This window comes from Azohydromonas australica DSM 1124 (assembly GCF_000430725.1).
GTDB lineage: Bacteria > Pseudomonadota > Gammaproteobacteria > Burkholderiales > Burkholderiaceae_C > Azohydromonas > Azohydromonas australica.
Genome location: NZ_KE387204.1, coordinates 1 through 26,977, shown reverse-complemented (window position 1 = coordinate 26,977; position 26,977 = coordinate 1). Strand labels below are relative to the sequence as shown.

General features: G+C 71.4%; 23 protein-coding genes. 11 read left to right on the top strand and 12 right to left on the bottom strand.

Annotation, left to right across the window (positions count from 1 at the left end):
* The first annotated feature begins 7 nt into the window (after positions 1-7).
* Both H537_RS0121990 and H537_RS0121985 read left to right on the top strand, forming a co-directional pair.
* Positions 8-1,279 carry an O-acetylhomoserine aminocarboxypropyltransferase/cysteine synthase family protein gene (locus H537_RS0121990; RefSeq protein ID WP_043459621.1) on the top strand — a complete coding sequence of 424 codons (1,272 nt, stop codon included), beginning with the start codon at positions 8-10 and terminating at the stop codon, positions 1,277-1,279.
* A 138-nt stretch (positions 1,280-1,417) separates the two neighbouring features.
* Complete coding sequence (locus H537_RS0121985; RefSeq protein ID WP_028999567.1) at positions 1,418-2,530, top strand: PEPxxWA-CTERM sorting domain-containing protein; 1,113 nt, start codon at positions 1,418-1,420, stop codon at positions 2,528-2,530.
* Here the strand turns inward: H537_RS0121985 and H537_RS44715 are convergent.
* Entirely contained in the window at positions 2,509-5,628 is a 3,120-nt protein-coding gene (locus H537_RS44715) for a transglycosylase domain-containing protein (RefSeq protein WP_051243089.1), read from the bottom strand. The genes H537_RS0121985 and H537_RS44715 overlap by 22 nt on opposite strands.
* A gap of 257 nt (positions 5,629-5,885) precedes the next feature.
* Between H537_RS44715 and H537_RS44710 the strand changes: the two genes are divergently transcribed.
* The 3 genes from H537_RS44710 to H537_RS0121965 are packed head-to-tail and all read left to right on the top strand — an operon-like array spanning position 5,886 to position 8,030.
* On the top strand, positions 5,886-6,923 hold the full coding sequence (locus H537_RS44710) for a glycerophosphodiester phosphodiesterase (RefSeq protein ID WP_043459620.1): 1,038 nt from the start codon (positions 5,886-5,888) through the stop codon (positions 6,921-6,923).
* A 5-nt stretch (positions 6,924-6,928) separates the two neighbouring features.
* Positions 6,929-7,318, top strand: coding sequence for a CidA/LrgA family protein (locus H537_RS0121970; RefSeq protein WP_028999566.1), 390 nt, complete (start codon positions 6,929-6,931; stop codon positions 7,316-7,318).
* Complete coding sequence (locus H537_RS0121965; RefSeq protein WP_028999565.1) at positions 7,311-8,030, top strand: LrgB family protein; 720 nt, start codon at positions 7,311-7,313, stop codon at positions 8,028-8,030. The genes H537_RS0121970 and H537_RS0121965 overlap by 8 nt, the downstream gene beginning before the upstream one ends.
* 74 nt (positions 8,031-8,104) lie before the next feature.
* Here the strand turns inward: H537_RS0121965 and H537_RS0121960 are convergent, their stop codons facing one another.
* From H537_RS0121960 to H537_RS44705, 3 genes are read right to left on the bottom strand one after another with little or no spacing between them, the layout of a single operon-like run.
* Positions 8,105-8,722: a DUF4126 domain-containing protein gene (locus tag H537_RS0121960; RefSeq protein WP_043459618.1), complete on the bottom strand. Its 618-nt coding sequence runs from the start codon at positions 8,720-8,722 to the stop codon at positions 8,105-8,107.
* A 46-nt stretch (positions 8,723-8,768) separates the two neighbouring features.
* Positions 8,769-11,324 (bottom strand): cyanophycin synthetase, encoded by a 2,556-nt coding sequence (gene cphA, locus H537_RS0121955; protein WP_028999563.1) that lies wholly within the window; start codon positions 11,322-11,324, stop codon positions 8,769-8,771.
* Entirely contained in the window at positions 11,324-13,498 is a 2,175-nt protein-coding gene (locus H537_RS44705; RefSeq protein ID WP_043459617.1) for a cyanophycin synthetase, read from the bottom strand. Before H537_RS44705 ends, cphA begins: the two co-directional genes overlap by 1 nt.
* Positions 13,499-13,643: 145 nt before the next feature.
* On the opposite strand from H537_RS44705, the gene H537_RS44700 reads away from it, so the two are divergent.
* Together H537_RS44700 and H537_RS0121940 are read left to right on the top strand one after the other, a co-directional pair.
* The gene (locus H537_RS44700; protein ID WP_051243088.1) at positions 13,644-15,908 is read left to right on the top strand and encodes a cyanophycin metabolism-associated ABC transporter; all 2,265 of its coding nucleotides are present in this window, start codon (positions 13,644-13,646) and stop codon (positions 15,906-15,908) included.
* A 3-nt stretch (positions 15,909-15,911) separates the two neighbouring features.
* On the top strand, positions 15,912-16,403 hold the full coding sequence (locus tag H537_RS0121940) for a cyanophycin metabolism-associated DUF1854 family protein (protein WP_028999562.1): 492 nt from the start codon (positions 15,912-15,914) through the stop codon (positions 16,401-16,403).
* A 59-nt stretch (positions 16,404-16,462) separates the two neighbouring features.
* On the opposite strand, the gene H537_RS0121935 is transcribed toward H537_RS0121940, so the two are convergent.
* The 4 genes from H537_RS0121935 to H537_RS0121920 form a co-directional block, all read right to left on the bottom strand.
* Entirely contained in the window at positions 16,463-16,783 is a 321-nt protein-coding gene (locus H537_RS0121935) for a hypothetical protein (RefSeq protein ID WP_028999561.1), read from the bottom strand.
* Between the two features lie 280 nt (positions 16,784-17,063).
* Positions 17,064-17,654, bottom strand: a complete 591-nt coding sequence (locus H537_RS0121930; protein WP_028999560.1) for a hemerythrin domain-containing protein — start codon at positions 17,652-17,654, stop codon at positions 17,064-17,066.
* 91 nt (positions 17,655-17,745) lie between these two features.
* Positions 17,746-18,153 (bottom strand): SirB2 family protein, encoded by a 408-nt coding sequence (locus tag H537_RS0121925; protein WP_028999559.1) that lies wholly within the window; start codon positions 18,151-18,153, stop codon positions 17,746-17,748.
* Between the two features lie 94 nt (positions 18,154-18,247).
* Positions 18,248-18,682, bottom strand: coding sequence for a DoxX family protein (locus tag H537_RS0121920; RefSeq protein ID WP_028999558.1), 435 nt, complete (start codon positions 18,680-18,682; stop codon positions 18,248-18,250).
* 162 nt (positions 18,683-18,844) lie between these two features.
* On the opposite strand from H537_RS0121920, the gene H537_RS0121915 reads away from it, so the two are divergent.
* Complete coding sequence (locus H537_RS0121915) at positions 18,845-19,330, top strand: hemerythrin domain-containing protein (protein ID WP_028999557.1); 486 nt, start codon at positions 18,845-18,847, stop codon at positions 19,328-19,330.
* Between the two features lie 46 nt (positions 19,331-19,376).
* On the opposite strand, the gene H537_RS54565 is transcribed toward H537_RS0121915, so the two are convergent.
* On the bottom strand, positions 19,377-19,538 hold the full coding sequence (locus H537_RS54565; RefSeq protein WP_169517066.1) for a hypothetical protein: 162 nt from the start codon (positions 19,536-19,538) through the stop codon (positions 19,377-19,379).
* 88 nt (positions 19,539-19,626) lie between these two features.
* On the opposite strand from H537_RS54565, the gene H537_RS44695 reads away from it, so the two are divergent.
* The 3 genes from H537_RS44695 to H537_RS0121895 all read left to right on the top strand — a co-directional run bounded on the left by H537_RS44695 (position 19,627) and on the right by H537_RS0121895 (position 23,854).
* The gene (locus H537_RS44695; protein WP_051243087.1) at positions 19,627-22,473 is read left to right on the top strand and encodes an ATP-binding cassette domain-containing protein; all 2,847 of its coding nucleotides are present in this window, start codon (positions 19,627-19,629) and stop codon (positions 22,471-22,473) included.
* Positions 22,474-22,510: 37 nt separating this feature from the next.
* Positions 22,511-23,017 carry a hypothetical protein gene (locus H537_RS0121900; protein ID WP_028999556.1) on the top strand — a complete coding sequence of 169 codons (507 nt, stop codon included), beginning with the start codon at positions 22,511-22,513 and terminating at the stop codon, positions 23,015-23,017.
* A gap of 87 nt (positions 23,018-23,104) precedes the next feature.
* Positions 23,105-23,854 (top strand): SDR family oxidoreductase, encoded by a 750-nt coding sequence (locus H537_RS0121895; protein ID WP_028999555.1) that lies wholly within the window; start codon positions 23,105-23,107, stop codon positions 23,852-23,854.
* A 71-nt stretch (positions 23,855-23,925) separates the two neighbouring features.
* Here H537_RS0121895 and H537_RS53300 read toward each other — a convergent pair whose 3' ends face one another.
* The 3 genes from H537_RS53300 to H537_RS44690 form a co-directional block, all read right to left on the bottom strand.
* On the bottom strand, positions 23,926-24,396 hold the full coding sequence (locus H537_RS53300) for a GNAT family N-acetyltransferase (RefSeq protein WP_051243086.1): 471 nt from the start codon (positions 24,394-24,396) through the stop codon (positions 23,926-23,928).
* Positions 24,393-25,841: a class II fumarate hydratase gene (locus tag H537_RS51435; protein ID WP_156901884.1), complete on the bottom strand. Its 1,449-nt coding sequence runs from the start codon at positions 25,839-25,841 to the stop codon at positions 24,393-24,395. Before H537_RS51435 ends, H537_RS53300 begins: the two co-directional genes overlap by 4 nt.
* A 188-nt stretch (positions 25,842-26,029) precedes the next feature.
* Positions 26,030-26,977: sigma-54 interaction domain-containing protein (locus H537_RS44690; RefSeq protein WP_043459610.1), on the bottom strand; the 948-nt coding region annotated here is incomplete at its 5' end.

Sequence of the window (26,977 nt, the reverse complement as noted above, 5' to 3'; positions counted from 1 at the left end):
GCAAAGCATGAAATTCGAAACCCTGGCCGTGCACGGCGGCTACAGCCCCGATCCCACCACCAAGGCCGTGGCGGTGCCGATCTACCAGACCACCGCCTACGCCTTCGACGACACGCAGCACGGCGCCGACCTGTTCGACCTCAAGGTGGCCGGCAACATCTACACGCGCATCATGAATCCGACCACCGCGGTGCTGGAGCAGCGCATCGCGGCGCTGGAAGGCGGCATTGGCGCGCTGGCGGTGGCCTCGGGCATGGCGGCCATCACCTACGCCGTCCAGACCATCGCCGAGGCCGGCGACAACATCGTCTCCTCCTCCACCCTCTACGGCGGCACCTACAACCTGTTCGCCCACACGCTGCCGCTGTCGGGCATCACGACCCGTTTCGCCAACCCGCGCGACCCGGCCTCCTTCGAGCCGCTGATCGACGAGCGCACCAAGGCCATCTTCTGCGAGTCCATCGGCAACCCGCTGGGCAACGTCACCGACTTCCACGCGCTGGCCGAGATCGCGCACCGCCACGGCGTGCCGCTGATCGTGGACAACACCGTGCCCACGCCCTTCCTGTGCCGGCCCTTCGAGCACGGCGCCGACATCGTGGTGCACTCGCTGACCAAGTACCTCGGCGGCCACGGCAACTCCATCGGCGGCGTGATCGTGGACTCGGGCAAGTTCCCCTGGGCGCAGCACGCGCAGCGCTTCAAGCGCCTCAACGAGCCCGACGTCAGCTACCACGGCGTGGTCTACACGCAGGCGCTGGGCGAGGCGGCCTACATCGGCCGCGCGCGCGTGGTGCCGCTGCGCAACACCGGCGCGGCCATCAGCCCTTTCAACGCCTTCCTGATCCTCCAGGGCATCGAGACCGTGGCGCTGCGCATGGAGCGCATCTGCGACAACACCCTGGCGCTGGCGCAGCACCTGCAAGAGCATCCGAAGGTCAAGTGGGTGAACTACGCGGGCCTGCCCGACCACGCCGACCACGAGCTGGTGCAGCGCTACATGGGCGGCCACGCCTCGGGCATCCTGACCTTCGGCGTGGAAGGCGGGCTGGAAGGCGGCGCGCGCTTCCAGGACGCGCTCAAGCTGGTGACGCGGCTGGTGAACATCGGTGACGCCAAGTCGCTGGCCTGCCATCCGGCTTCCACCACGCACCGCCAGCTCTCGCCCGAGGAGCTGGCCAAGGCCGGGGTGACGGTGGACACGGTGCGGCTGTCCATCGGCATCGAGCACATTGACGACCTCAAGGCCGACATCGACCAGGCGCTGGCCGCGGTGTAAGAAGCCGCCGCCGGGGCGCCACGACGCCCCGGCCTCGTCTGCAAGCATCTATTGCAGACGGTAAGAAACGCTTCCAGCGCCGCCAAAGCGCCGGCTGGGCACCCGCAGTGCCCAAGCCGGCGCACAAGGAGGTGCAGCATGAAGCAAGCGAACCTGTTTCCACATGGGCTCATCGTCGCTGCGGCTGCCGCGCTGGGAGGGGTCCAGGCGGTGCAGGCCGCGGCGCCCACGCCGGCGGAGGTGCCGCGCTACCGGGTGCACAACCTGGGCACGCTGGCGCCGCTCAGCAGCAGCTCGGCGGCGGCGATCAACGACTCGGGCCTGGTGGCGGGCACGATGTCCAACGGCGTCGACCGCACGCGCGAGGTGTTCGTGGCGACCGGCCAGGACGACCTGCGGCAGCTGGGCACGCTGGGCGGGCCGCTGAGCGTCGCGCAGGGAATCAACAACCGCGGCGACGTGGCGGGCTGGTCGCTCAACGCCGACAACGTGCAGCGTCCGGCGCTCTACAGCGGCGGTGCCTGGCGAGACCTGGCCGCGCCTTTCGGCAGTTTCGCGCGCGGCGTGGCCAACGCCGTCAACGACGCGGGCCAAGCCACGGGGCAGGTCAGCGGCCAAACCTTCATCTACGACGGCACGCTCAGCCGCGAGCTGCGTGTGGGCAATACCAGCGAAGGGCTCGGCATCAATGATCGCGGCGTGGTGGTGGGCGGCGCGGTGATGCCGGGCGACGTGGTGCGCCGGCCCTTCATGTACGACAACGGCACGGCCACGCTGCTGCCCTCGCTGGGCGGCACCTTCGGCCAGGCGCACGCCGTCAACAACGCCGGCCAGGTGGTGGGCTACAGCTACACCGCGCAGGGCGAGCTGCTGCCTTTCCTCTACAGCGGCGGCACGATGACCGCGCTCGCCAGCGAAGGCTTCGGCGAGGCCTTCGACATCAACGAGCAGGGCTGGGTGGTGGGCATGTACAACTTCGACGCCTTCCTGTGGCGCGACGGCGTGCGCCACGATCTCAACTCGCTGGTCGCGCCGGACCAGTCAGGGCGCTGGACGCTGCTGTCGGCGCAGGGCATCAACGAGAGCGGGCAGGTCGTGGGCTACGGGCTGTTCCACGGCTACCTGCGCGGCTACGTCGCCACGCCGGTGCCCGAGCCGGGCAGCTGGGCCCTGATGTTCGCGGGCCTGGGGGTGGTGGCCGCGGCGGCTAGGCGCCGCGGCCGCGAGGCTCAGCGCGTGGCCTGCTGCTGAACGTCGGCGCGCACCTGCACGCTTTGCAGCACGTCGCTGCTGGCGGGCACGGGCGCCGGCGCCGCCTCGGCCTTGGGCGCCGGGCACGAGCCCTTTTCCATCAACGGCACCAGCGCCGGCACGAGTGACTTCATCAGTTGCGAGGGCAACGCGCTGGTGAACTTGTAGTTGGCGGCGTAGGGCTCCTGCACGTAGGCCATCATGGTGCCGAAGTAGCGGTCGCCGATGACGAACATGAAGGTGGCCGAGCGGCTGATCACGCGCGAGGACAGCAGCTGCCCGTGGCGGCCGAAGCTGTCCTTGCGGTGGTCGCCGGTGCCGGTCTTGCCGCCGATGGGCACGATGGTGCCGTCGTGCAGCTTGAGCACGTCCTTCAGGCGCCGCGCGGTGCCGTTGGCCACCACGTCGAAGGCGGCGCGCCGCGCCGTGGCGGCGACTTCCGGCGGCAGCACGCGCTCAGGCGGATTGCCGCGCAGCGCCAGGCGCGTCTCGTAGGGCGTGTTCTCGGCGAAGTGCAGCTCGTCGATGCGCGCGGCGCTCTGGCGCACGCCGTCGTTGGCCAGGATGCCCATGAACTCCGCCAGCGCCGCGGGACGGTCGCCCGAAGCGCCCAGCGCCGATGCGTAGGAGGGCGTGAGCGACTCGAAGGGGTAGCCCAGGCGCTTCCAGCGGCGGTGGATCTCGATGAAGGCCTCGATCTCCAGCAGGTTGCGGATGCGTACATCCTGCGCGCCCTTGTACTTGGTCTTGAACAGCCAGGCGTAGACGTCCTGGCGCTCCTTGGCGCTGGCCTGCGCGGCCTCGGTGAAGGTGCCGTTGGGATGATCGTGCAACCACCCGACCAGCCACAGCTCCAGCGGGTGCACGCCCGCCACGTAGCCCCGGTCTGCCAGCGACATGCGCTGCGGGTCGTAGGTGTCGTAGAGCTTGCGCAACTCCTTGTCGGTGTAGTCGGGCATCTCCTCTTGCAGCTGCTGCAGCAGGAAGTCGCTCAAATCCTGCATGCCGGCCCGGGGCTCGATGGTGCGGAAGACCGCGGCGAGCTTGGGCGGCGTCTCGCGCACGCCCTGCAGCAGCGTCTCGCGCACCTGCGTCCGGTCCTTGCCCTGGTACTTGCGCCAGAAGCGCAGCAGGTACGCCTGGCCTTCCTTGTCCGCGAAGCGCATGAGGTACTCGCGCCTCTGCGGGTTGTCCGGGTCGTTGAACAGCGTCGGGTCAGCGCTGGGCAGGTTGTACATGACGTGCCACACCACGTCGCGCATGAGCCGGATGAAGGGCAGGTTCACCGAGTGCCGCAGCGCCTCGGCCACGGGCATGATCTTGCCGTTGTCCTCGGGCTCGAAGTTAGCGAAGAAGTGCAGCCCGCCGCCGGTGAAGAAGCCTTCGCCCGGGCCGGCGGAGTACTTGCGCTGCATGGCCGCGTCGAGCATGGGCTGCAGGCCGCGGTCGCTCGCGCGCAGCAGGTAGTCGCGCGCCCAGCGGCCGATGTGGTCGCGCTCGTGCAGCTCCAGCGCGGCCAGCGCGATGCCGTCGAGCTTGCTCCAGCGCTCGTGCAGCTCGGCCACGAGCTCCAGGTACGTCACCAGCGTGCGCAGCTTGGACGTGGAGCCCAGGTCCAGCCGTGCGCCCTCGTTGATGTCGAAGGGCTGGTCCCAGTTGTCGGTCTGCACGCGCAGCCGGTTCACGCCCTCGCCGCGCTCGAAGAGCGTGAAGCTGAACACCAGCTTGCTCGGGTCGTCGCCCGGGCTCAGCAGCCTGAAGCCGTACAGCCCTGCGGCCTGTGCGCCTTCGGGGGTGCGCAGGCCGCGCAGCAGCTCGGTGGCCGTGCGCTGCACCGGCGTGTCCAGCGTCGCGCGGGCGCGCAGGTCGATGCGGTCGAGGTCGTAGGCGCGGGGCACGTCCAGCATCGCCGACAGCCGCGTGCGCACGGCCGTGGCAGCCTTGCGGTCCACGAAGCTTTGCTGCGCCGCCCTGGGCACGGCCTGCGACTGCAGCGTGAGCGCCAGCGGCAGCGCCGCGTCTCGCAGCGCGGGGCTGATGAGCCCGGCATCGCCCAGCAGGCGCAGGTAGCTGTTGGTCAGGTCCTCCAGGCCGGAGTCGGTCTCGATGAGGTAATGCGAGGGGCGGCGCTGCGAAATCATCAGCGACAGCGCCTGCTTGAAGGCCAGGGCCTGCTGCGCCAGCATCTCCGGGCGTGGGTCTTCGCCGGTGTCGGTGAGCAGGCGGTTGACCTCGTCGAAATCGCGCCCGTACCAGACCCACAACCCGTCGCCCAGGCCGTTGACCTCGCCGAAGCCGGGCCGGGCCGCCAGCGGCACGGTGTTGATGTAGTCGGCCACGATCTGCTTGCGCCGCGCCAGCGTGTCGGGCCCGTCGATGTAGGCGCGCAGCGAGGCCGAGGCCATCTGGCGCAGCTTGTCCTTCACGCCGTCGGTGCGGCCTTCGGGCGAATGGCGGTACTTCTCGATCTGCGTGGCCAGCGTGCTGCCGCCGGGCGAGCGGCCCGAATCGCCCACCAGCCGTAGCCCCAGGCTCAGTGCCGCCTTGCCCAGCCGGTCCCACTCCACGGCCGGATTGCGCTGCGGGGCTTCGGCATCGAGCAGCTCGCGGTTCTCGATGAACAGCAGCGCCTGCACCAGCAGCGGCGGCACCGCGTCGAAGCCGTCGTACGCGCGCTGCGGATAACGCGTGGCGAACATGGGCTGCGAGCGGCAGTCCAGCAGCTCCAGCCCGCCCTGGTTCTTCTCGTGATAGGCGGGAAACAGCCCGTGGTCGGCCAGCTCCACCATGCGCGGCGACATGCGCGCCTGGGCCTGCACCGCGTAACCCTGCCGCTGCAGCCGATCGATGAAGAGGGGCAGCTGCGTGTAGCCCAGGCGCAGGTCATAAGGACCCTCACCGGGATAGCGCACCTGGTCGGTGGCGCCGGGCTGCAGCTCGAAACTCAACTCGCTGCTGACTTGGCTGAGCTGTCGCGCCTGCCATCGGGAGCTGCGAACTTCCTCGACAACCGCGTACGCGGCCGCCGCAACGGCCGCGATCCCCACGCCCGGCACCACGAGGCGGCCGAGCTTTCGCCAGGAGAGGAAGGGCTTCAAGGCAGCTCAACTTCAATGAGGTTGGCGTTCACGATACTGCGAACCGTAACCAATTCCACGCCCATTCGGGTTGTCCCATCTTTCGTGTGGGAACGTACCAACGAGGGTTTGCCGCAGGCTGCGACGGAGTACCGGGAACAGGCTTTGCCGAGGGGGGAATTTCGCGATTTGGCCTTCTGGGCGCTGGGCTTTTGGCCCGTCCGCGGTGGCCGGCAGCGGCCCTGCGAACAGGGGGCCCGGCGTGCGATGCTGCAGCCATGAATCCCCTCGTCATCGCCCATCGCGGGGCCAGCGGTTGCAGGCCCGAGCACACCCTGGAGAGCTATGCGCTCGCCATCGAGCAGGGCGCCGATTTCATCGAGCCTGACCTGGTCAGCACCCGCGACGGCGTGCTGGTGGCGCGGCACGAGAACGCCCTGGCGCTGCTCGATGCCGACGGCTCGCTGCTCGAAGCCACCACCGACGTGGCTGAACGTGCCGAGTTCGCCTCGCGCTGCTGCAAGAAATCCATCGACGGCCATGCGCGCATCGGCTGGTTCACCGAGGACTTCACCCTGGCCGAGCTGCGCACGCTGCGCGCACGCGAGCGCCTGCCCGCGCTGCGCGGCACCGCCTTCGACGACCGCTTCACCGTGCCGACCTTCGACGAGATCCTGGCGCTGCTCGACGAGGCCAACGCGCGGCGGCCCGGGCGGCCCGTGGGCGTCTATCCCGAGATCAAGCACCCGAGCCACTTCCGCAAGCTCGGCCTGCCGCTGGAGCCGCCGCTGGTGCAGGCGCTGCACCGCCACGGCGGGCAGGGGCCGCGGCCCCCGGTCTTCATCCAGTCCTTCGAGGTGGGCAACCTGCGCCTGCTGCGCGAACTCACGGAACTGCCGCTGGTGCAGCTCGTCGAGGACGAGGGCCAGCCCTGGGATTTCAGCGCCGCCGGCGACCCCCGCCGCTACGCCGACCTGCTCACGCCCGCCAGCCTGAAGGCGCTGGCCGGCCACGTCCAGGCGCTGGGTGTGCACGCCGACCTGGTGATCCCGCGCCGCCCGGACGGCCGGCTCGGCGCGCCCACGCCGCTGGTGGCGCAGGCGCACGAGGCGGGGTTGGCGGTGCACGCCTGGACCTTCAGGGCCGAGAACCGCTTCCTGCCGGCCGACTTCCGCCGTGGCACGGACCCCGCCGCGCATGGCGACCTCGCCGGCTGCCTGGAGGTCTTCCTGGACGCTGGGCTGGACGGCTTGTTCACCGACCACCCGGCGCAGGGCCGGCGGGCCGTCGCGGCGCGCGCCGCGCGGCGGGGCTGAGCGCGATGGAAGCCTTGCGCGGACTGGCCTTCCTGCTGCTGCTGCAGGCCCTGGGCGAAGCCCTGGCGCGCGGCTTCGGCCTGCCCCTGCCGGGCCCGGTGCTGGGATTGGTGCTGCTGCTGGCGGCGCTGCGCGTGCCGGCGCTGCGCGCGCCGGTGGCCGCGGCGGCCGATGCGCTGCTGACGCACCTGTCGCTGCTGTTCGTGCCGGTGGGCGTGGGCGTCATCACGCACTTGGCGGTGCTGTCGCAGTACGGGCTCAAGCTGCTGGTGGCCATCGTGCTGTCCACCTGGATCGGCATGGCAATGACGGCACTGGTGCTGCGCGCGCTGCTGGCGCGCTCGCCCGAAACGCCTGCCGGCGGCGACGCCGGGGAAGGGGACACGCATGGCTGATTTCGTCCAGCTCTGGGTCTACATGGCCTCCACGCCCCTGTTCGGGCTCACGGCCACGCTGGTGACCTACGTGAGCGCGCAGGCGCTGTACGCGCGGCTTGGCCATGCGCCCTGGGCCAACCCGGTGCTGTGGTCGGTGCTGATGCTGGGCGCGCTGCTGCTGCTCACGCGCACGCCCTATCCGACCTATTTCGCCGGCGCGCAGTTCGTGCATGCGCTGCTGGGGCCGGCGGTGGTGGCGTTGGGCTGGCCGCTGTGGCAGCGGCGCGAGGCGCTGCGCCGCCGCGGCGTGGCGCTGGTGGTGGCGGCGCTGGCCGGCGGCGCGGCGGCAGCCCTGAGCGCGCTGGCGCTGGGCTGGGCGCTGGGGCTGCCGGCGGACGTGCTGCGCTCGCTGGCGCCCAAGTCCGTGACCGCGCCGGTGGCCATGGGCATCGCCGAGCGGCTCAATGGCATCCCGGCGCTGGCGGCGCTGTTCGCGGTGCTCACCGGCATGGTGGGCGCGCTGTCGGCCAAGTACCTGTTCGATGCCCTGGGCGTGCGCGACTGGGCCGTGCGCGGCTTTGCGCTGGGCACCGCCGCGCACGGCATCGGCGCGGCGCGCGCGCTGCAGGTGCACCCGGACGCCGGCGCCTACGCCGGCATGGCGTTGGGCCTGCAAGTGCTGCTGGCAGCCTTGTTGATGCCGCTGGCGGCGCGGCTGGTGGGCGGGTGATCGGGGCCCGGAGCCGGTTGGCGGACCGACCTGCCCGTGCCGATACTTCGATCCCCCGACTGTCCGTTGCGGCGCTACCGCGCCAGGCGCGCCAGCCGCCGGCGCACGAAGCGCCACAGCGTGAAGCTCAGGGCCAGCGCCAACGCGACGGCCACGATCAGCACCGCGAAGAAGGCGATGGGGTGCGTCCACGACAGCCACAGCAGCCCCGGCACGGCGGCGTCGCCGACCAGGGACAGGGCCAGGTTGGTGAAGGGCTCCGGCAAGGTGTTGACCGCCGCGCGCGTGCTGGCCTTGCCCGCATGCGCCGTCGCTGCCAGCGTGCCGCCCAGCAGCGCGGTGACGGTCCCCCAGGCCAGCGCGTCGCCGCCGAAGGAGCCCGAGAGCGCCGCCACGGCCAGCGCCGCACCGGCGGGAATGCGGATCGCGGTGTGCACCGCGTCCCACAGCGAATCCACCGCCGGCACCTTGTCGGCGATGAACTCCACCACCAGCATCACGCCCGCCGCGCCCAGCACCAGCGGGTTCTCCAGCACCTGCAGTCCCGCCGGCAATGTCACCCACTGCAGCCAGCCCGCCAGCCCGGTGAGGAACACCGCGGCGTAGAGGCGCATCCCGCTGGCCCAGCCCAGCGCCGCGGCCAGCGCCGCGAGCTGCGTCAGGTCCTGTGGCGTGGCGGTGGCAGGGTCCATCGCCGGCGTCCTGGCTGGTTGCGCGCTGCTCTTGCCGGTCGGTGCTTCAGCGGGCCTCGGCGATGCGCTGGGCCAGGTGCTCCAGCGCCTCTTCCACCTGGTCGATGAGGATCAGGCACAGGTCGCCCGGCTCCAGGCGGGACAGCGCGGCGTCGATGGCGACGAACTCGCCGCGGATCTCCTCCACGTGGCGCGTGCGCGCGGCGCCCTGCAGGCCCTGGCGCAGCAGCCCGATCACCTCGCCGTCGGCGCGTCCGCGCTGCGCCGCGTCCTGGTACAGCACCACCTCGTCGAAGGCCGCGCCCAGGATCTGCGTCTGCTCGGTGATGTCCTCGTCGCGCCGGTCGCCCGCGCCGCTGATGACCACCGAGCGCTTGCGGGCCGGCATGGTCGAGATGGCCGCCACCAGCGCGCGCATCGCGTCGGGGTTGTGGCCGTAGTCGGCGATCAGCGTGGCGCCGCGGTAGTCCATGACGTTGAAGCGCCCCGGCGCGTTGTGCGCGTCGTTGACGAAGCTCGCCAGCCCGCGGCGCACCGCGTCCCAGCTCAGCCCCGAGGCCCAGGCCGCGGCCACGGCCGCCATCACGTTCTCCACCTGGAAGCCGATGCTCCCGCCGCGCGTGAGCGGGATGTCGCGCAGCGGCAGGCTCTCGCGCCAGGTGCCTTCGGCGGCGATCACGGCGTCGCCGTCCACGAACACCGTGCGCTGGCCCTGCGCGCGGTGCGTGGCCATCAGCGGGTGGTGCCGGTCGGCGGTGAAGAAGATCACTTTGCCCGGGCACACGCCGGCCATGCCGGCCACGATCGGGTCGGCGGCGTTGAGCACCGCGTAGCCGCTCTCGGCCACGTTGTGCACGATCACGCGCTTGAGCACGGCCAGGTCGTCCACCGTGGTGATGTAGTTCAGCCCCAGGTGGTCGCCGGCGCCGATGTTGGTCACCACCGCCACGCTGCAGCGGTCGAAGCCCAGGCCCTCGCGCAGCACGCCGCCGCGGGCGGTCTCGAACACCGCCGCGTCCACCTCGGGGTGCAGCAGCACGTTACGCGCGCTCTTGGGGCCGCTGCAGTCGCCGCTGTCGGTCTGGCGGCCGTTGACGTAGACGCCGTCGGTGTTGGTCATGCCCACGCGCAGCCCGGCGCTAGCGAACAGGTGCGCGATCAGCCGCGTGACGGTGGTCTTGCCGTTGGTGCCGGTGACGGCCACCACCGGGACGCGCCCATCCTCGCCCGGGGCGTAGAGGTGGCTGACCATGGCCTCGCCCACGTTGCGGCCCTTGCCGAAGGAGGGCGAGAGGTGCATGCGCAGGCCCGGCGCGGCGTTGACTTCCACCACGCCGCCGCTTTGCTCCTCCAGCGGGCGCAGCACGCTTTCGGCCACCACGTCCACGCCGCAGATGTGCAGCCCGATCATCTGCGCCGCCGCCACGGCGCGCGCCGCCACGTCGGGGTGCACGTCGTCGGTCACGTCGGTGGCGGTGCCGCCGGTGGAGAGGTTGGCGTTGTTGCGCAGCGTCACGCGCCGGCCCTTGTCGGGCACGGACTCGGGCGTGAGCCCCTGCAGGTCCAGCCGCGCCAGCGCGATCTCGTCGAGCCGGATCTTGGTCAGCGAGGTGGCGTGGCCGTCGCCGCGGCGCGGGTCGGCGTTGACCTGCTCCACCAGCTCGCGCACGGTGTGGCGCCCGTCGCCCACCACCTGCGGCGGGTCGCGCCGCGCCGCGGCCACCAGGCGGTTGCCCACCACCAGCAGCCGGTAGTCGCAGCCGGGCAGGTACTTCTCGACCAGCACCTCGCCGATCTCGGCGGCGGCCCTGTAGGCGATCTCCATGTGCTCGCGCGTGGCGACGTTCACCGTCACGCCCTTGCCCTGGTTGCCGTCCTGCGGCTTGAGCACCACGGGCAGGCCGATCTCGTTAGCGACGGCCCAGGCCTCGTCCACGCTGGACACCGGGCGCCCAATGGGCACCGGCACGCCGGCGGCGGCCAGCAGTTTCTTGGTGAGGTCCTTGTCCTGGGCGATGGACTCGGAGACGGCGCTGGTGGTGTCGACCTCGGCGGCCCAGATGCGGCGCTGCTTGGAGCCCCAGCCGAACTGCACCAGGCTGCCCTCGGTCAGGCGCCGGTACGGAATGCCGCGCGCCATGGCCGCGGCCACGATGGAGCCGGTGCTGGGGCCCATGCGCACGTCCTCGTCCTTCTCGCGCAGCGCGGCCAGCGCGCCGTCGAGGTCGAAGGCCTCGTCGGCCAGCGCCGCGGCCACCAGGGCACGCGCGGTGTCGAAGGCCATGCGGCCCACGGGCTCCTCGGTGTACTCCACCACCACCTGGTACACGCCGGCATCCAGCGTGGGCTGGCAGCGGCTGAAGGTGACGGGGCAGCCGGCCTGGGCCTGCAGGCCCAGCGTGGCGGCTTCGAGCACGTGCGCCAGGGAGGCGCCGCCGTGCAGCGGCGCCAGGCCCGGGAAGCGCTGGCGCAGCCGGTTCTCGAAGCCCGGCATGTCGGCGATGGCGTTCTCGGCGCCTTCGCAGGCCACCACGGCTTCGATGGCGGTGTGGCGGCTCCAGAGGTTGGGGCCGCGCAGGGCACGGATGCGGGAGACGTTCATCAGCGGTTCGGATTCGGGTTGCGCGCGAGCTCGGCATCGAAGGTCTCGATGCCGGCACGGATCAGGGCGGGCGCAATGCCCAATGCCCAGGCGGCGGCCACGGCCGGCAGCACGCCCTCGGCGCGGGCGGGCTCGCCCCAGCTGCCAAGCTCGATGCGTTGCGGCGCCGCGTCCGGCGCCAGCAGCTCGGCGGCCTGGCCCTGCAGCCGCACGGCGCGGCCGCCCGCAGCCACGTGGGCCGCCAGCGCGGCGTTGTCCGCCGCCAGGGCGTAGAGGATGGGCTCGCCGTCGCACAGCGGGGCCAGCGCCGCGATGCGGTCGTCGCCCGCGTTGAGCACGGCCATGCCGTCGTTCAGCACCACGTCCACCTGCGTGCGCAGCACCTTGGGCAGCTGGTCCGCGTCGCGGATGTCGTAGTGGCCCAGCGTTTCGGCGCCTTCGAAGTCGGTGACGATGCCGATGTCGCAGCGGTCGTAGGGCAGGCCGTCGCGCAGGATGGACAGCGGGCCGTTCTCGATCACCGCCGCCTCGATGCGGCGGTTCATCAGCAGCCGGTGGCCGGCTTCCCAGTTGGCGCAGTCGCCGCCCTGCACGGAGCGGTTCTCCAGGAACAGGCCGTCGCGGCAGGCCACGCCCACGGGCGTGCCGCGCAGGTGCAGCAGCCACGCCACCAGCCGCGCCGTGAGGTGCGTGCCGCGCGTGCCGGCCACGCCGACGATGGGGATGCGCCCGCTCTCGCCTTCGGCGAAGAGGTGGTCCACGATGGCGCGGCCCACCGGTTGCGGCGTGCCCACGGCGGGCTTCAGGTGCATCAGCAGCCCCGGGCCGGCGTTGACCTCGACGATCGCGCCGCGCTGCGTCTCCAGCGGCTTGCTGATGTCCTCGGCCACCATGTCGATGCCCGCGATGTCCAGCCCCACGACCCGGGCCGCCAGCACCGCCATGGCGGCGACTTCGGGGTGGACCTCGTGCGTGCAGTCGAAGGCCATGTTGCCGTTGCGCTGCACCAGCACGCGGCGCCCGGCGGCGGGCACGGACTCGCCGTCCAGGCCCTGGCGCTGCAGAAGCTGGCGCATCACGGGCTCGCGCTCCAGGCGGATGGTCTCCAGCGGCAGGTCCTCGGTCTCGCCGCGGCGCGGGTCGGTGTTGAGCTGGCTGTCGATGAGCTGCACCACGGTGCTCTCGCCGTCGCCGGTGATCCACAGGCTCTCGCCGCGCGCGGCGGCCACGAGCTTGCCACCCACCACCAGCAGCCGGTGCTCGTTGCCGCGCACGTAGCGCTCGACGATCACCTCCGAGCCTTCCGCGTCGGCGATGCCGAAGGCGGCCTCGATGTCGGCCTGCTCCATCAGCTCCAGCGACACGCCGCGGCCGTGGTTGGCGTCCGAAGGCTTCACCACGACGGGCACGCCGATGTCTTCCGCCGCCTCCCAGGCTTCCGCGGGCGACTCGACCACGCGTCCTTCCGGCACCGGCACGCCGCAGGCCGCCAGCAGCGTCTTTGTTAAATCCTTGTCGCCGGCGATGCCCTCGCCGATGGCGCTGGTGCGGTCGGTCTCGGCGGTCCAGATGCGGCGCGAGCGGGCGCCGTAGCCGAGCTGCACCAAGTTGCCACTGTTGAGGCGGATGTGCGGTATGCGGCGCTCGGTGGCCGCCTCCACGATGGCGGCGGTGCTGGGGCCGAGGTAGCAGTCGTCGAGCTCCTCGCGCACCACGTTCACCGCGGCGGCCACGTCGAAGGGCTGCTCGTTGATGGCGGCCATCAGCAGCGCGTGGCCCTGCGCCAGCGCCGCGCGCGCCACCTGCTCGTCGCGGGCGCGGAACACCATGCGGTAGACGCCGTGCTGCGAGGTGCTGCGGGTCTGGCCGAAGCCGGTGGGCATGCCCGCCAGGTTCAGCAGCTCGATGACCACGTGCTCCAGGATGTGCCCGGCCCAGGTGCCCTCGCGCAGCCGCTCCACGAAGCCGCCGCGCTCGCCCACGCCGCAGTGGTGCTCCATCAGGTTGGGCAGCATGCCCAGCAGCCGGTCGGTGAAGCCGGGCAGCAGGTTGGAGGGGAAGTCCTCCAGCTCACCGAGGTCCAGCCAGACCTCCAGAGCGGGTCGGTAGGTCCAGATGTTGGGCCCGCGCAGGTGGTTGATGCGCAGCAGCCGGATGTCGTTCTTGGGGCTCATGGTCAGTATTGCTGTCCCGGTCGAGTAAGGGATTGTGCCGTCCGCGGCAGATGGGGCAGGCGAGGGGCCGGCCGCAAGGCGTGCCAGTTGCCCGCTTGCGCGAGAATCCCGGGCCCCCGGCGCGCGCCGGGGGCTGCTGAAGCCCATGTCAAATCCAATCTCCGCTCCCTTGTCCGGTGAGGTCGGCGCCGCCTGGCGCGGTGCCTTGCCATCCCGCCTCGAAGCTGGCGACAACGTCTTGGCCACGCTGCAGGTTGACCTCGACGCCCAATTGCGCTTCGCCGACGCCGGCCTGGTGCTCACCGAGCGCAGCCTGCAGGCCGCGTCCCCGGACGGGCGATGGCAGGACTGGCCGCTGACCCGGGACATGGCGCTGCGCCTGAGCGACCACGCCGGCGTGGGCACGCTGGAGCTGGTGGACGCGCACCGGCGCCTGGCGCTGTGGCGCTTCACGCTGGCGCAGGGGCCGGCGGCGCAGCAGTTCGTGGTCGCCTTCGAGCGCCAGCAGGCACGCCGCGCCGGGCAGCTGGACGTCGACGAGGACGCCGCGTCCGCCGACGCCGCCGAGGCCGAGGAGGGCGCCTCCAGGACCCCGAAGACGACCTCGACCTGGGTGCTGCTGCGGCTGTGGCGCTTCGCCCGCCCGTACCAGGGCCGGCTGCTGCTGGGCTTCCTGCTGACGCTCGCCTCCACCGCCGCCACGCTGGTGCCGCCTTATCTCACCATCCCGCTGATGGACCGGGTGCTGATCCCGTTCCAGAACGGGCAGCCCATCGACACCTCGCTGGTGATGCTGCTGCTGTCCGGGCTGCTGGGGTCGGCGCTGCTGGCCTGGGGCCTGAGCTGGGCCCGCACGTACCTGCTGGCGCTGGTGAGCGAACGCATCGGGGCGGACCTGCGCACCACGACGTATGAGCACCTGCTCACGCTGTCGCTGGACTACTTCGGCGGCAAGCGCACCGGCGACCTGCTGGCACGCATCGGCTCGGAGACGGACCGCATCAACGTCTTCCTGTCGCTGCACGCGCTGGACTTCGCCACCGACGTGCTGATGATCGCCATGACGGCGGCCATCCTGTTCTCCATCAACCCCTGGCTGGCGCTGGTGACGCTGCTGCCGCTGCCCATCATCGGCTGGCTCATCCACGCCGTGCGCGAGCGGCTGCGCACCGGCTTCGAGAAGATCGACCGCGTCTGGTCCGAGGTCACCAACGTGCTGGCCGACACCATTCCCGGCATCCGCGTGGTCAAGGCCTTCGCGCAGGAGGCGCGCGAGGCGCAGCGCTTCAAGGACGCCAACCGCCACAACCTGGAGGTCAACGACCGGCTCAACAAGACGTGGAGCCTGTTCACGCCCACGGTGACGCTGCTCACCGAGATCGGGCTGCTGGTGGTGTGGGCCTTCGGCATCTGGCAGATCAGCCGCAACGAGATCACGGTGGGCGTGCTGACCGCGTTCATCGCCTACATCGGCCGCTTCTACTCGCGGCTGGACTCGATGAGCCGCATCGTGTCGGTGACGCAGAAGGCTGCTGCCGGCGCCAAGCGCATCTTCGACATCCTGGACCACGTCTCCAACGTGCCCGATCCGACCAACCCGGCGCCGCTGCCCTCGGTGCAGGGCCGCATCGAGATGCGCGGGCTGACCTTCCGCTACGGCAACCGCAGCGTCATCCGCGGGCTGGACCTCGACATCCGCCCCGGCGAGATGATCGGCCTGGTGGGCCACAGCGGCTCGGGCAAGAGCACGCTGGTGAACCTGATCTGCCGCTTCTACGACATCAGCGACGGCTCCATCCGCGTGGACGGCACCGACATCCGCCGCTTCGCCGTGGCCGACTACCGGCGCCACATCGGGCTGGTGCTGCAGGAGCCGTTCCTGTTCTTCGGCACCATCGCCGAGAACATCGCCTACGGCCGCCCCGACGCCACGCGCGAGCAGATCGTGGCCGCGGCGCGCGCGGCGCACGCGCACGAGTTCATCCTGCGCCTGCCCCACGGCTACGACTCGATGGTGGGCGAGCGCGGCCAGGGCCTGTCCGGCGGCGAGCGCCAGCGCATCTCCATCGCGCGCGCGCTGCTGATCGACCCGCGCATCCTCATCCTCGACGAGGCCACCTCCAGCGTGGACACGGAGACCGAGGGCGAGATTCAGAAGGCGCTGGACAACCTGGTGCAGGGCCGCACCACCATCGCCATCGCGCACCGCCTGTCCACGCTGCGCAAGGCCGACCGCCTGGTGGTGATGGACCGCGGCCGCGTGGTGGAGGTGGGTCCGCATGACGAGCTGATGGAAAAGCAGGGCGCTTACTGGCGCCTGTACGAGGCGCAGGCGCGCAACGTCGATACCGAGCCGCAGATGCCGCGCGCGCCCGAGGCGCACGTGGCGCGGCAGACCGGGGAGGTGTGATCCATGAGCAACCTTGATGCCTCCAAGGCCGCCGGCGCGGACGTCCGGCTCTCGCGCAACGCCTTCGGCCGCCTGGTGCTGACCGATGCGGACGGGCGCGAGCACGTGGGCGTGACGCCGGTGCGGGCCTTCCCGATCGCGGCGCCGCTGGAAGGGCTGTCGCTGGTGGGCCCGGACGGCCACGAGCTGGCCTGGGTGGCGCGCATGGACGCGCTCACGCCCGCGGCGCGGCTGCTGGTGGAGGAGGAGCTGGCGGCGCGCGAGTTCATGCCGCGCATCGAGCAGCTGGTGTCGGTCTCCGGCTTCGCCACGCCCAGCACCTGGACCGTGCGCACCGACCGCGGCCCCACGCAGTTCGTGCTCAAGGCGGAGGAAGACATCCGCCGCCTGGCGGACGGGCTGCTGCTGATCACCAGCGCCGACGGGGTGCAGTTCCGCGCCGAGCGCTTCGCGCTGGACAAGGCGTCGAAGAAGCTGCTGGAGCGGTTCCTGTAAGTCGGCGGGCGCCGGCGCAGGGATTGCCTCGCAGCGGCCCCACCTTCAGCGCGCCGGTCTCAAGCCGCCTCGCGGCTTCCCCGCTGCAGCCGGCGCAGCAGCGCGTCGGTGGTGTCGCGCAGCGCGCGGGCCTGGGCGCCAGCGCTCTGTAGCAGGCCGCACTCGTCGAAGCCGCGGTTGTCCAGCACCTCGCACACGACCTCGTAGGTCGTCAGCACCTGCAGGTGCTTCGCCGGCACGCCCGCCAGCGCGTGGCGCAGCATGCGCGCGTGCACGCGGTAGTCCAGCGCGTTCATGCGCCGCTGGCGGGTTTCGAGCGCGCTCAGCCGGCGCGCGAGGTCTTCGATGAAGAGGTGGCGGTTGTGGGCAAGTTCGTTCACGGCGGGCCTTCGGCGGTGCCCCGCCGCGCGGCCACCGGTTCAGTGCCGCGGGCAGGACGGGATTCCATGCCCCCATTGAGCCCCACCGGGCCCCGTCCCGATCGGCGGACCAGCCGCCGATTCGCCCCGGAGTTCCAACCTTCCCGTACCCCTCGTAACAGCCGTGCCCGCCTGCTGACAAGCTTGGTGCGCCGGGCGTGACGGATGTCCTTGCACCGCGCCGCGGCATAAAAAAACCGGGCCCGCGCGGGCCCGGTTAAACGCCTCTCGAAATCCGTCTTCAGCTCATGTGGCGCCGATTGCGGAAGGTCTGCTTGAGCATGTAGCCGCCCATCAGCAGCGCGCCGGCGGCCAGCGCCATCGAGCTCGCCGGCATGGTGCGCACGGTGTTGGAGGCGATCTCGCCGGCATGCGGCGCGGTCAGCTCCAGGCGGCGCTTGGTCATCTTTGCGCCCAGCTCGCCCAGGCGGTCGGCCAAGCCCAGCTCGGCCTGCGGCAGCAGCGTCGTCTCCTCGTCGGCCACGTGGTGCATCACCGCGCGCATGAGCGACATGAAGACGCGGTCGTGCTCCGGGTCGGTCGGGTCCAGCGTGCGCAGCCGCGCGATCAGCGTGCGCATCTCGTCATGCTCCGGCACGCTCTTCTCCAGCACCGCGTTGTCGCTCTGCGCCTCGCGCATGGCGGGATAGAAGATCTCCTCTTCCAACTGCGCGTGGATCTCCAGCGCCAGGCACACCGTCTTGGCCAGCGCCTGCTTGGTCTTGGGCGGGGTATCGACCTCGTACTGGTGGAAGGTCGCCAGCACGTGGGTGTGGTCCATGCGGATCATGTTGGTGATGCTGGGCGAGATCTTGCTCAGGAATTGGTTCATGACGGTGTCTCCGGAGGGTGAGCCTTGGCAGCAGGCAAGCTGCATTCCTGTGAAAGCCCGTGCGGCGCGAGGGCTTGGCGCCGGCGCCGGCTCAGCCCGCCAGGGCGTGGAACAGGCCCAGCGGGTGGTGCGCGCGCGCCACCGAGATCATGAACCCGAACACCGCCAATGCCAGCAGCCAGCCCAGCGCGCGCTGGGCGCGGGTGCGGGCGCGCTTGAGCACGAAGGTGCCGATCGCCACGTACACCGGCAGCAGCGCCAGCTTCACCCACAGCCAGGCCGAGGCCAGCGGTTGGAACTGCAGCGAGGCGAGCACCAGCAGTGCGGCCACGACCAGCGCGGTGTCGATGGCCACGGCCGTGATGCGCAGCGGCGTCGCCATGGCCCAGCGCGAGCCGCCGATCAGCGCCAGCCCGCGCAGCGCGAACAGGCTGCCGCTGAGGTAGACGAAGCCCATGTGGGCCTGTTTCAGGGTGAAGTAGTGCTCGGTCAGGGCCATGCGGGAGAGGGTCGCACGCGGCGGCGCGGGGAGGAAGGGAGCCGCCAGCCTAATGCCGCGCGGCGGCTCTTCCGCGCCGTCGGCCGGGGCCGGCTCAGTTCCAGCGCCCGTGCAGCCCGCCCACGCTGTGGCGGCCGGCACCCAGCAGCGCCACGGCCAGGGCGCCGAAGAGGTACATGCCCTGCAGCTCCAGCTCCCAGCCGCCCTGCTTGTTGATCTGGGCGAGCTGGCCCATGTGCACCAGGCCAATGGCCACCAGCATGTTGATCACCACGATCAGCGCCGCCGCGCGCGTGTACAGGCCCAGGATCAGCAGCAGCGGCGCCACCACCTCGCCGACGTAGACGCCGTAGCCCAGCGCCGCCGGCAGCCCGTTCTTGGCCAGCAGGCCCATGATGAAGCCGGGCCCGCTGACGAGCTTGGCGATGCCGTGCAGCAGGATCAGCACGCCCAGCGCCACGCGCAGCACGAGCTTGCCGGCGTCCTCGGTGGATGTGGAACCGGCGAGCGGCGGCGTGGTGGTGCTCATGGCGTCCTCCTGGGAGTCGAGGTGTGCGGGCGCGGCAGTGCCGGCCCGCCGCGCGGTGGGCAAGCCGCGCGCCCGCTCGGCCCTGTGCCAGCCTGCAGACGTGCCCCGGGCATGGCGAATGCCTCCAGGCCGCGCATTGACTTTTCAGAAAAGAGGAATGCCATGGACGCCATCGAACTGCTCACCGGTCAGCACCGCAACCTGGAGGCGCTGATGAAGGCCTGGATGGACGGGCCGCAGCCGCAGCGCGAGTCGCTGTTCAAGCGCGTGGGCGACGAGCTCACGGTGCACCTCGCGTCGGAAGAGCAGATCTTCTATCCCGCCGTGAAGGAGAAGCGCACCGAGGACATCCTGCTGGAGTCGCTGGAGGAGCACCTGTCGCTCAAGCGCGTGCTGGCGGACCTGGTGGAGCTCCCGCCGGACGACCCGGCCTTCGAGCCCAAGTTCCACGTGCTCAAGGAGCAGGCCGAGCACCACCACAAGGAAGAGGAAGAGAACCTGTTCCCGAAGGTGCGCAAGCTGCTGGAGCCCATGGCGCTCGACACGCTGGGCCAGCAGATGCAGGCGCTGCAGCAGCAGCTCAAGCGCGAGGGGGACCCGCGCGAGATGGTGACGGAGCAGACGGACAAGGCGGCGCCGCTGGATTGAGTCCCCGGCCCGGCAGCGGGCGGCGCGCCGCTGCCGGGCGCAGCACTCAGCTCCCGCCCTGGTGCGAGCGCTTGCCGGGGTTCTTCTTGCTGCGCGTGGCCACGCCACGCGCCTTGCTGCGCTTCTGGCCGGTGGCCTTCTGTTCCTGCGCGGGGCGCAGCGGGATGGTGGCGCGAGCGTCGGCTTCGGTCTTGATCTGGCTACCCATGCGGGACTCCTGAAAAAACGTCTGGACGCGGCATTGGCAAGGCCCGTGCCCTGGTGTTCTCAGGCATTCGGCTTGCCGCCGCGCGGCGATGGCAGACACCCCCCCTGGCAGCAACGGCAAGGCCAACGTGTTCGTCGGGCTGATGCAGGCGGCCTGGCAGCACCGCAACCGCACGATCCTGGCGCTGGCGCTGCTGGTGGCGGCCAAGCTTGCGGCCGTGGCGGTGCCGCTGCTGCTCAAGGCCGTCATCGACCGCTTCAGCGAGCCCGGCACCCTCACCACCAGCAGCCGCATGGGCGACACGGTGCTGGTGCTGCCGGTGTTCCTGCTGCTGGGCTACGCGCTGCTGCGCTTCGCCGGCACGCTCTTCACCGAGCTGCGCGACCTGGTGTTCGCGCGCGTGACGCTGTCCACCGTTACCGACTTCGCCGAGCGCTGCTTCGCGCACCTGCTCTCGCTGAGCCCGCGCTTCCACGTGCAGCGCAACACCGGCGCGCTCATCCGCGACGTGGAACGCGGCACCGCCGGCGTGGGCTTCCTGCTGGGCTCGGGCCTGTTCACCGTGGTGCCCACGCTGGTGGAGTTCATCGCCGTGCTGGCGGTGATGGCCGCGGGCTACAGCCTGTGGTTCACGCTGGTGATCATGGTCACCTTCTTCGTCTACGGCAGCTTCACCATGGCCAAGACGGGCAAGCGCGCGCTGCGCCAGCGCCGTGTCAACGACATGGACTCGCGCGCCAACGGCCGCATGGTGGACACGCTGCTCAACTACGAGACCGTCAAGACCCACGCACGCGAGGGCTTCGAGCGCCAGCGCTACGGCAGCGTGCTGAACGAGTGGGTGGAGGAGGGGGTGCGCAACCAGCGCGCCCTGTCGGGCCTGCACATCGGCCAGAGCGCCATCATTGCCGCCGGCGTCGCGGCGGTGATGCTGCTGGCCGGCGAGCAGACCGTGCGCGGGCAGATGACGGTGGGCGACCTGGTGCTGGTCAACAGCTACATCATCCAGATCTGCCTGCCGCTCAATGCCCTGGGCTTCGTGTTCCGCCAGGCGCGCGACGCCCTGGTGAACACCGAGAAGCTGTTCGCCCTGCTGCACCAGCCGGTGGACATCCAGGACGCCCCGGACGCGCCGCCGCTGAAGCTCGCCGGCGGCGCCGTCGCCTTCGAGCAGGTGCATTTCGCCTACGAGCCCGGCCGCCCGATCCTGCACGACCTCAGCCTGGAGATCGGCGCCGGCCAAACTGTGGCGGTGGTGGGCGGCAGCGGCTCGGGCAAGAGCACGCTGGCGCGGCTGCTGCTGCGCCTCTACGACCCGCAGCAGGGCCGCGTCACCGTGGACGGGCAGGACCTCAGGCACGCGCAGCTGGACTCGCTGCGCCGCGCCGTCGGCGTGGTGCCGCAGGACACGGTGCTGTTCAACGACACCATCGCCTACAACATCGGCTACGGGCGCCAGGGCGCGGGCATGGCGGAGGTGATCGCCGCGGCGCAGGCGGCGCAGGTGCACGAGTTCATCCTGTCGCTGCCCGAGCAGTACGAGACGGTGGTGGGCGAGCGCGGGATGAAGCTCTCCGGGGGCGAGAAGCAGCGCATCGCCATCGCGCGCGCCTTCCTCAAGAACCCGCCGCTGATGATCTTCGACGAGGCCACGTCGGCGCTGGACACGCGCGCGGAGCGGGCGATCCAGCACGAGCTCGACCGCATCGCGCAGGGGCGCACCACGCTGATCATTGCCCACCGGCTTTCCACCATCGTCGGCGCCGACCAGATCGTGGTCATGGACCGCGGCCGCATCGTCGAGCGCGGACGCCACGAGGAGCTGCTGGCGAAGGACGGGCTCTACGCGCAGCTGTGGAACCTGCAGCTGCAGCAGGAGCAGTTCGAGAAGCTGGAGCGGCGCCTGGCGCGCCAGCCGGTGAACCTGGCGGTGGTGATCGCGCAGGCGGTGGACGGGCTGGCGGCCGAGCTCGACGCGCGCCAGGTACGGCTGTCGGCGCACATCGACCTGGGCAACGCCAGCGTCACCGGCGACCCGAGCACGCTGGCGCAGCTCGCGCGCGAGCTGTGCGTGGCCGCGATCCAGGCCACGCCGCGCGGGCGGCGCATCGAGGTTCGGCTGGAGCGCCAGGGCGAGCTGGCGCGGCTGGCCATCGCCGACGGCCGCCACGCCGTGCCGGCGCTGGCGCCGCCGGGCGCGCCGCAGCAACCCGTGCCGGCGGCCGGGCTCGGCCTGGCGGCACACCTGCCGCCCTTCGGCCTGGACACGCCGCTGGACCCGCTGGCGCTGCGCTCCACTGTCGAGCGCCAGGGCGGGCGCCTGAGCATCGAAGCGCCCAGCGCCTCGCACGGGCTGCGCTACGTGGTGGAGCTGCCGCTGCGCCCAGTGTCCGTCCCCGAGCCGGAAGCGCAGGTGCCGCCGCCCGGCCTGGCGGGCGACGACCCGGTCGAGGACGACACGCTGCCGCGGCTGGACGGGCTGCGCGTGCTGTGCGTGGAGCCGCGCCCGGAGGCGCGCACGGCGCTGCAGCAGCTGCTCGAAGCCGCGGGTGCCGAGGTGCTGCTGTTCGACGGCGCCGGCGTGACGCTGCAATGGCTGGAGCGCCAGCCGATGTCGATGTGGCCGCAGCGGCTGCTCAGCGAGGTGGCGCTGGGCGAGGAGGACGGCTTGCAGTTCATCCGCGCGCTGCGCCTGCTGGAGTCGCGGCGCGGCGTGCCCGTCCTGCAGCGGCTGCCGGCGATGGCGCTCTCCGGCTTCACCGCGCCGGAAGCGCAGCAGCAGGTGCTGGCGGCCGGCTTCAACGCGCACCTGGCCAAGCCCGCCAACCCGCGGCGGCTGCTTACCGACCTGGCCGGGCTGCGCAGCCCCGTGCCAGGCGGCATGCGGGCTGCTGTAGACGGGACCGGGCCGCCATCACCCCCGATCGAGGTATGAAGGCCGGCGTGGGTGCGCCGGTTGCCACGTCGCCCGTATGGACAAACAACCCTCCAGGCGCGGAAGCCACTTCGCCGACCGCCAAGCCGCCGAGCAGGCGCTGGCCTTGACGCTGCCCATGATCGAGGCGGCCATGGCTGATCCGATGGTCAGCGGCTGCGGATTCTTCTATCTCGTGGTCATGGACCCGGCGCTCACGCCCGCCGACTGTCCGTTCGAAGAGGCCGTGCTGCTGGAGCACGCCGTAGGCGACCGCAGCCGCTGGGATGCGGACTACGCCGGTTTCGCCCGCGCCAAGGCGCGGTTGGCCTGGAACCAGGGCGACACCCACGCGCTGCAGACGCAGCAGCCGCACCGGTTGCGCGAGGGCGACAGCCTGCTGTGGGGCAGCGCGGTGCTGGACGGCATCGTGGTCGCGGCCAGCGGCGCCTTCCCGTGGTTCGACGAGGCCTTCGCCACCGCGCTGGCCGCCAACCTGCGCGCCATTGCCAAGCAGCGCCACGCGGCGGCGCTGGAGAAGCGCCAGCTCCATGCCGGCGGCTGAGCCGGCCCGCGCGCGGCGACCGGGGCTCGCCGCATCCGTTTCCGTTCCGTCGACGCGTCGACATTTGCAAAGCCAGGAGAAGCATCCATGACATCCACCCCGGGGAACGCCCTGAAGGGCCGCAGCGTCGTCATCACCGGCGGCTCGCGCGGGCTTGGTGCCGCCATTGCGCAAGTGCTGGGCGCCGAGGGCGCCACCGTCGTGCTGGCCGACCTCGACGTGGAACGCGCCAAGGCCAAGGCGGCCGAGCTGGCCAAGGACGGCATCGAGGCCATTGCCGAGGCGCTGGATGTGGGCGAGGAGTCGCAGGTGCTGGAACTGCTGCAGCGCGTGCACGACCGTTTCGGGCGGCTGGACGCGGTGGTCAACAACGCCGCCATCGACATCACCGTGCCGGTGGCCGAGCTGCAGGGCTTCGATTGGGAGCGCATCGTCAGCACCAACCTCAGCGGCCCGTTCTACGTGGCCAAGCATGCCGCAGCGCTGATGGGGCGCGACGCTCCCTGCGGCGGCGGGCACATCGTCAACATCGCCTCCACGGCCTCCAAGCGCGCCTGGCCCAACGCGGCGGCTTATCACGCCACCAAGTGGGGCCTGCTGGGCCTGTCGCACGCGCTGCACGCGGAGCTGCGGCCCAAGGGCATCAAGGTCACGGCGGTGGTGGCCGGCGGCATGCGCACGCCCTTCCTGCTCGACCGCTTTCCCGACATCGACCCCGGCGTGCTGCAAGAGCCGGTGCAGGTGGCCAAGGCAGTGCGCTTCTGCCTGCTGCAGGACGAGGACACCGTGATTCCGGAAGTGACGGTGATTCCGATGCGGGAGAGCAGCTGGCCCTGAGCGGGCGTTGCGGGCGCCAGGGGCGGCTCGCACCGGCCCCGTACCGTTGAGCTGGGAAAGAACGCCGCCCCTCAGGCGGCGTTTTCCTTGCGCATCAGGAAGCGCGTGAAGCTGGCGCCGCGGCGCGTGACGGTCTGCGGTTCCACCACCTCGAAGCCGCGGGTTTCGAAGAAGGGCCAGGCAGCGAGGCTGGCTTCGGTGCTGAGTTCCGTCACGCCGGCGGCGCTCAGCGCGTCCTCGGCAGCCTGCACCAGCCGCGTGGCCACGCCGCGGCGGGCGCAGCGCGGGGCGGTGTAGAGCGTGTCGATGTAGCCGTCATCGCGCCAGGAGACGAAGCCGCAGGGGCCCAGGGCGTCCTCGGCTACGAGCGTGTGCTGCGCCTCGAAGCGCTGGCGCCAGGTTTCCAGGTCGGGCGGGCGCGGCGCCCAGGCGTCGAGCTGCTGCGGGCCGTAGTGCGGTGCGCCCAGGGTGTGGACAGCGGCGGTGAACAGCGCCACCAGCGTCTTGAGGTCCGCGGGCGCGTAAGGGCGAATGGCGATCAAAGTCCTCCCTCCGTCAGTCGGGCCGGGTCCAGCAGTTCCTGCAGTTTTTCCCGGCTGAGGTCCGTCATCTCTTCGGCCACGTCGATGATGGGTCGGTCCTGCTTGTAGGCCGCCTTGGCGATCTCGGCGGCCTTCAGGTAGCCCACCAGCGGATTGAGCGCCGTCACCAGCACCGGGTTGCGTGACAGCGCCGCGCGCAGGCTGGCCTCGTTGACGGTAAATCCTGCGATGGCGCGGTCCGCCAGGGAGCGCGCCGCAGCCGCCAGCAGTTGCTGGCTCTCCAGCAGGTTGCGCGCTACCAGCGGCAGCATCACGTTGAGTTCGAAGTTGCCGGATTGTCCGGCCAGGGTGATCGCGGCGTCGTTGCCGATGACCTGCGCACCGGCCATCGCCACGGCTTCCGGGATCACCGGGTTGACCTTGCCCGGCATGATCGAGCTGCCCGGCTGCAGCGCTGGCAGCTCGATTTCCGCCAGCCCGGCCAGCGGGCCGGAGTTCATCCAGCGCAGGTCGTTGGCGATCTTGATCAGGCACACCGCCGTGGCCTTGAGCTGCCCGGAGAGCTGCACGGCCGTGTCCTGCGCGCCCATCAGCGAGAAACGCTCCGCCGCCGGCTGGAAGTGGATGCCGGTGCGTTTCTGCAGCAGCGTGCACAGGGTGGCGGCGAATTCGGGATGGGTGTTGACGCCCGTGCCCACGGCGGTGCCGCCCTGCGCCAGCGTGGCGACGGCCGGCTGCAGTGCGCACAGCCCGTTGATGGCCTGCTGCACCTGCGCGCGCCAGCCGCCGAGCACCTGGTCGAAGCGCACCGGCATGGCGTCCATCAGGTGCGTGCGGCCGGTCTTGACGTGCTGGCGCAGCGTGGGAGCCTTGTTCTCCAGCGCCAGGGCCAGGTGCGCCAGCGCCGGCAGCAGCGAGCGCTCCAGCTGCAGCGCCGCGGCGACGTGGATGGCCGACGGGACGGTGTCGTTGCTGCTCTGGCCGAAGTTGACGTGGTCGTTGGCGCTGACCGGCTTGCCCAGGCGCCGCGCCGCCAGCGTCGCCAGCACCTCGTTGGCGTTCATGTTGGAGCTGGTGCCCGAGCCGGTCTGGAACACCTCGACCGGGAAGTGCGCCGGGTGCCGCGGATCGGCCAGCAGCGCGTCGGCGCTGTCGGCGATGGCCTGCGCCAGCGCCGGCTCCAGCAGGCCGAGTTGCTCGTTGGCCCGCGCCGCGGCAGCCTTGATGTGCAACAAGGCCTCGACGAAGGCGGCCGGCATGGGGCCGCCGCCGAAGTTGAAGTTCTCGACCGCGCGCTGCGTCTGCGCGCCCCACAGCGCCTGCGCGGGCACGCGCACCTCGCCCATGCTGTCCTTTTCCAGGCGCCAGCCCCCTTCGGGCAGCGTGCCGGCGGCCGGGGCGGATGGGGACGCGCTGGCGCCGCTGGCGGACGATTCCGTGCTCATGACTTCTCCCTGGGCACCGGCAACGGGCGCCTCCGGTGCTGGCGCAGCAAGCGACGTGCGCCGGGCCGCGTGCCGGCCCCCCAAGGCGACGGCCGCGGTCCGCGGCGGGACTGCCGGAAGAAGGCGCGCGCAAAAAAGCCACGGCCGCCCGTGGGCGGCCGTGGCCTTGGAGCGAGGGCAGGGCGCGCTCAGGCCGTGCCGCCCTCGCTGCCGGGATCGCCGGGATCGCCATCACCCTTGTCCTCGGCGGCGTACTCCTTGAGCCGGTTGTAGAGCGTCTTGAGGCTCACCCCCAGCACGGCGGCGGTGCGTTCCTTGTGCTGGTTGAAGTGGCGCAGCGTGGCCAGGATGAGCTGGCGCTCGGCCTCGGCCATGGAGGTGCCCAGCCGGATGGAGATGCTGGCCTCGCCGCGTCCGGCGGCGGGTGCGGTCGTGGCGGTAGCCGTGCCGGCGTCGGCCGAGGGCGGGTCGCTGGGCAGCCACTCGTCGTTGATCTGCTCGCCTTCGGCCATCACGAAGGCGCGCTGCACCACGTTGCGCAGCTCGCGCACGTTGCCCGGCCAGCGGTACGCGGCAAGCTTCTCCAGCGCCGCGGGCGTGAAGCGCTTGCGCACGCTCTCGCGCTCGCACACCGCCGCCAGGAAGTGCTCGGCCAGCAGCGGCACGTCGCTGGAGCGGTCGCGCAGCGGCGGCAGCGCGATGGGGAACACGTTGAGCCGGTAGTACAGGTCCTCGCGCAGCTTGCCCAAGGCCACGGCCTGTTCCGGCGTGCGGTTGGTGGCGGCGATCACGCGCACGTCGGTCTCGATAGGCGTGGTCGAGCCCACGCGCATGAAGGTGCCCGTCTCCAGCACCCGCAGCAGCTTGACCTGCAGCTCCAGCGGCATCTCGGTGATCTCGTCGAGGAACAGCGTTCCGCCGTGAGCGCGCTCGAAGAAGCCCTGGTGCATGCGGTCGGCGCCGGTGAAGCTGCCCTTCTCGTGGCCGAAGATCTCGCTCTCGATGAGGTTGGGCGAGATGGCGCCGCAGTTGACGGCCAGGAAGGGCTGCTTGCGGCGGCGGCTCAGGTCGTGCACGGTCTGCGCCACCACCTCCTTGCCGGTGCCGCTCTCGCCGGTGATGAACACGCTCACCGC

Coding starts and splice junctions, on each gene's coding strand:
- H537_RS54565 (WP_169517066.1), bottom strand. CDS start 19,538: ATGGGTAGCCAGATCAAGACCGAAGCCGACGCTCGCGCCACCATCCCG.
- H537_RS0121965 (WP_028999565.1), top strand. CDS start 7,311: ATGGCTGATTTCGTCCAGCTCTGGGTCTACATGGCCTCCACGCCCCTG.
- H537_RS0121940 (WP_028999562.1), top strand. CDS start 15,912: ATGAGCAACCTTGATGCCTCCAAGGCCGCCGGCGCGGACGTCCGGCTC.
- H537_RS0121930 (WP_028999560.1), bottom strand. CDS start 17,654: ATGAACCAATTCCTGAGCAAGATCTCGCCCAGCATCACCAACATGATC.
- H537_RS44700 (WP_051243088.1), top strand. CDS start 13,644: ATGTCAAATCCAATCTCCGCTCCCTTGTCCGGTGAGGTCGGCGCCGCC.
- cphA (WP_028999563.1), bottom strand. CDS start 11,324: ATGAACGTCTCCCGCATCCGTGCCCTGCGCGGCCCCAACCTCTGGAGC.
- H537_RS0121915 (WP_028999557.1), top strand. CDS start 18,845: ATGGACGCCATCGAACTGCTCACCGGTCAGCACCGCAACCTGGAGGCG.
- H537_RS44705 (WP_043459617.1), bottom strand. CDS start 13,498: ATGAGCCCCAAGAACGACATCCGGCTGCTGCGCATCAACCACCTGCGC.
- H537_RS0121970 (WP_028999566.1), top strand. CDS start 6,929: ATGGAAGCCTTGCGCGGACTGGCCTTCCTGCTGCTGCTGCAGGCCCTG.
- H537_RS0121990 (WP_043459621.1), top strand. CDS start 8: ATGAAATTCGAAACCCTGGCCGTGCACGGCGGCTACAGCCCCGATCCC.
- H537_RS0121960 (WP_043459618.1), bottom strand. CDS start 8,722: ATGGACCCTGCCACCGCCACGCCACAGGACCTGACGCAGCTCGCGGCG.
- H537_RS0121900 (WP_028999556.1), top strand. CDS start 22,511: ATGGACAAACAACCCTCCAGGCGCGGAAGCCACTTCGCCGACCGCCAA.
- H537_RS44710 (WP_043459620.1), top strand. CDS start 5,886: ATGAATCCCCTCGTCATCGCCCATCGCGGGGCCAGCGGTTGCAGGCCC.
- H537_RS0121895 (WP_028999555.1), top strand. CDS start 23,105: ATGACATCCACCCCGGGGAACGCCCTGAAGGGCCGCAGCGTCGTCATC.
- H537_RS0121920 (WP_028999558.1), bottom strand. CDS start 18,682: ATGAGCACCACCACGCCGCCGCTCGCCGGTTCCACATCCACCGAGGAC.
- H537_RS0121925 (WP_028999559.1), bottom strand. CDS start 18,153: ATGGCCCTGACCGAGCACTACTTCACCCTGAAACAGGCCCACATGGGC.
- H537_RS0121985 (WP_028999567.1), top strand. CDS start 1,418: ATGAAGCAAGCGAACCTGTTTCCACATGGGCTCATCGTCGCTGCGGCT.
- H537_RS51435 (WP_156901884.1), bottom strand. CDS start 25,841: ATGAGCACGGAATCGTCCGCCAGCGGCGCCAGCGCGTCCCCATCCGCC.
- H537_RS44695 (WP_051243087.1), top strand. CDS start 19,627: ATGGCAGACACCCCCCCTGGCAGCAACGGCAAGGCCAACGTGTTCGTC.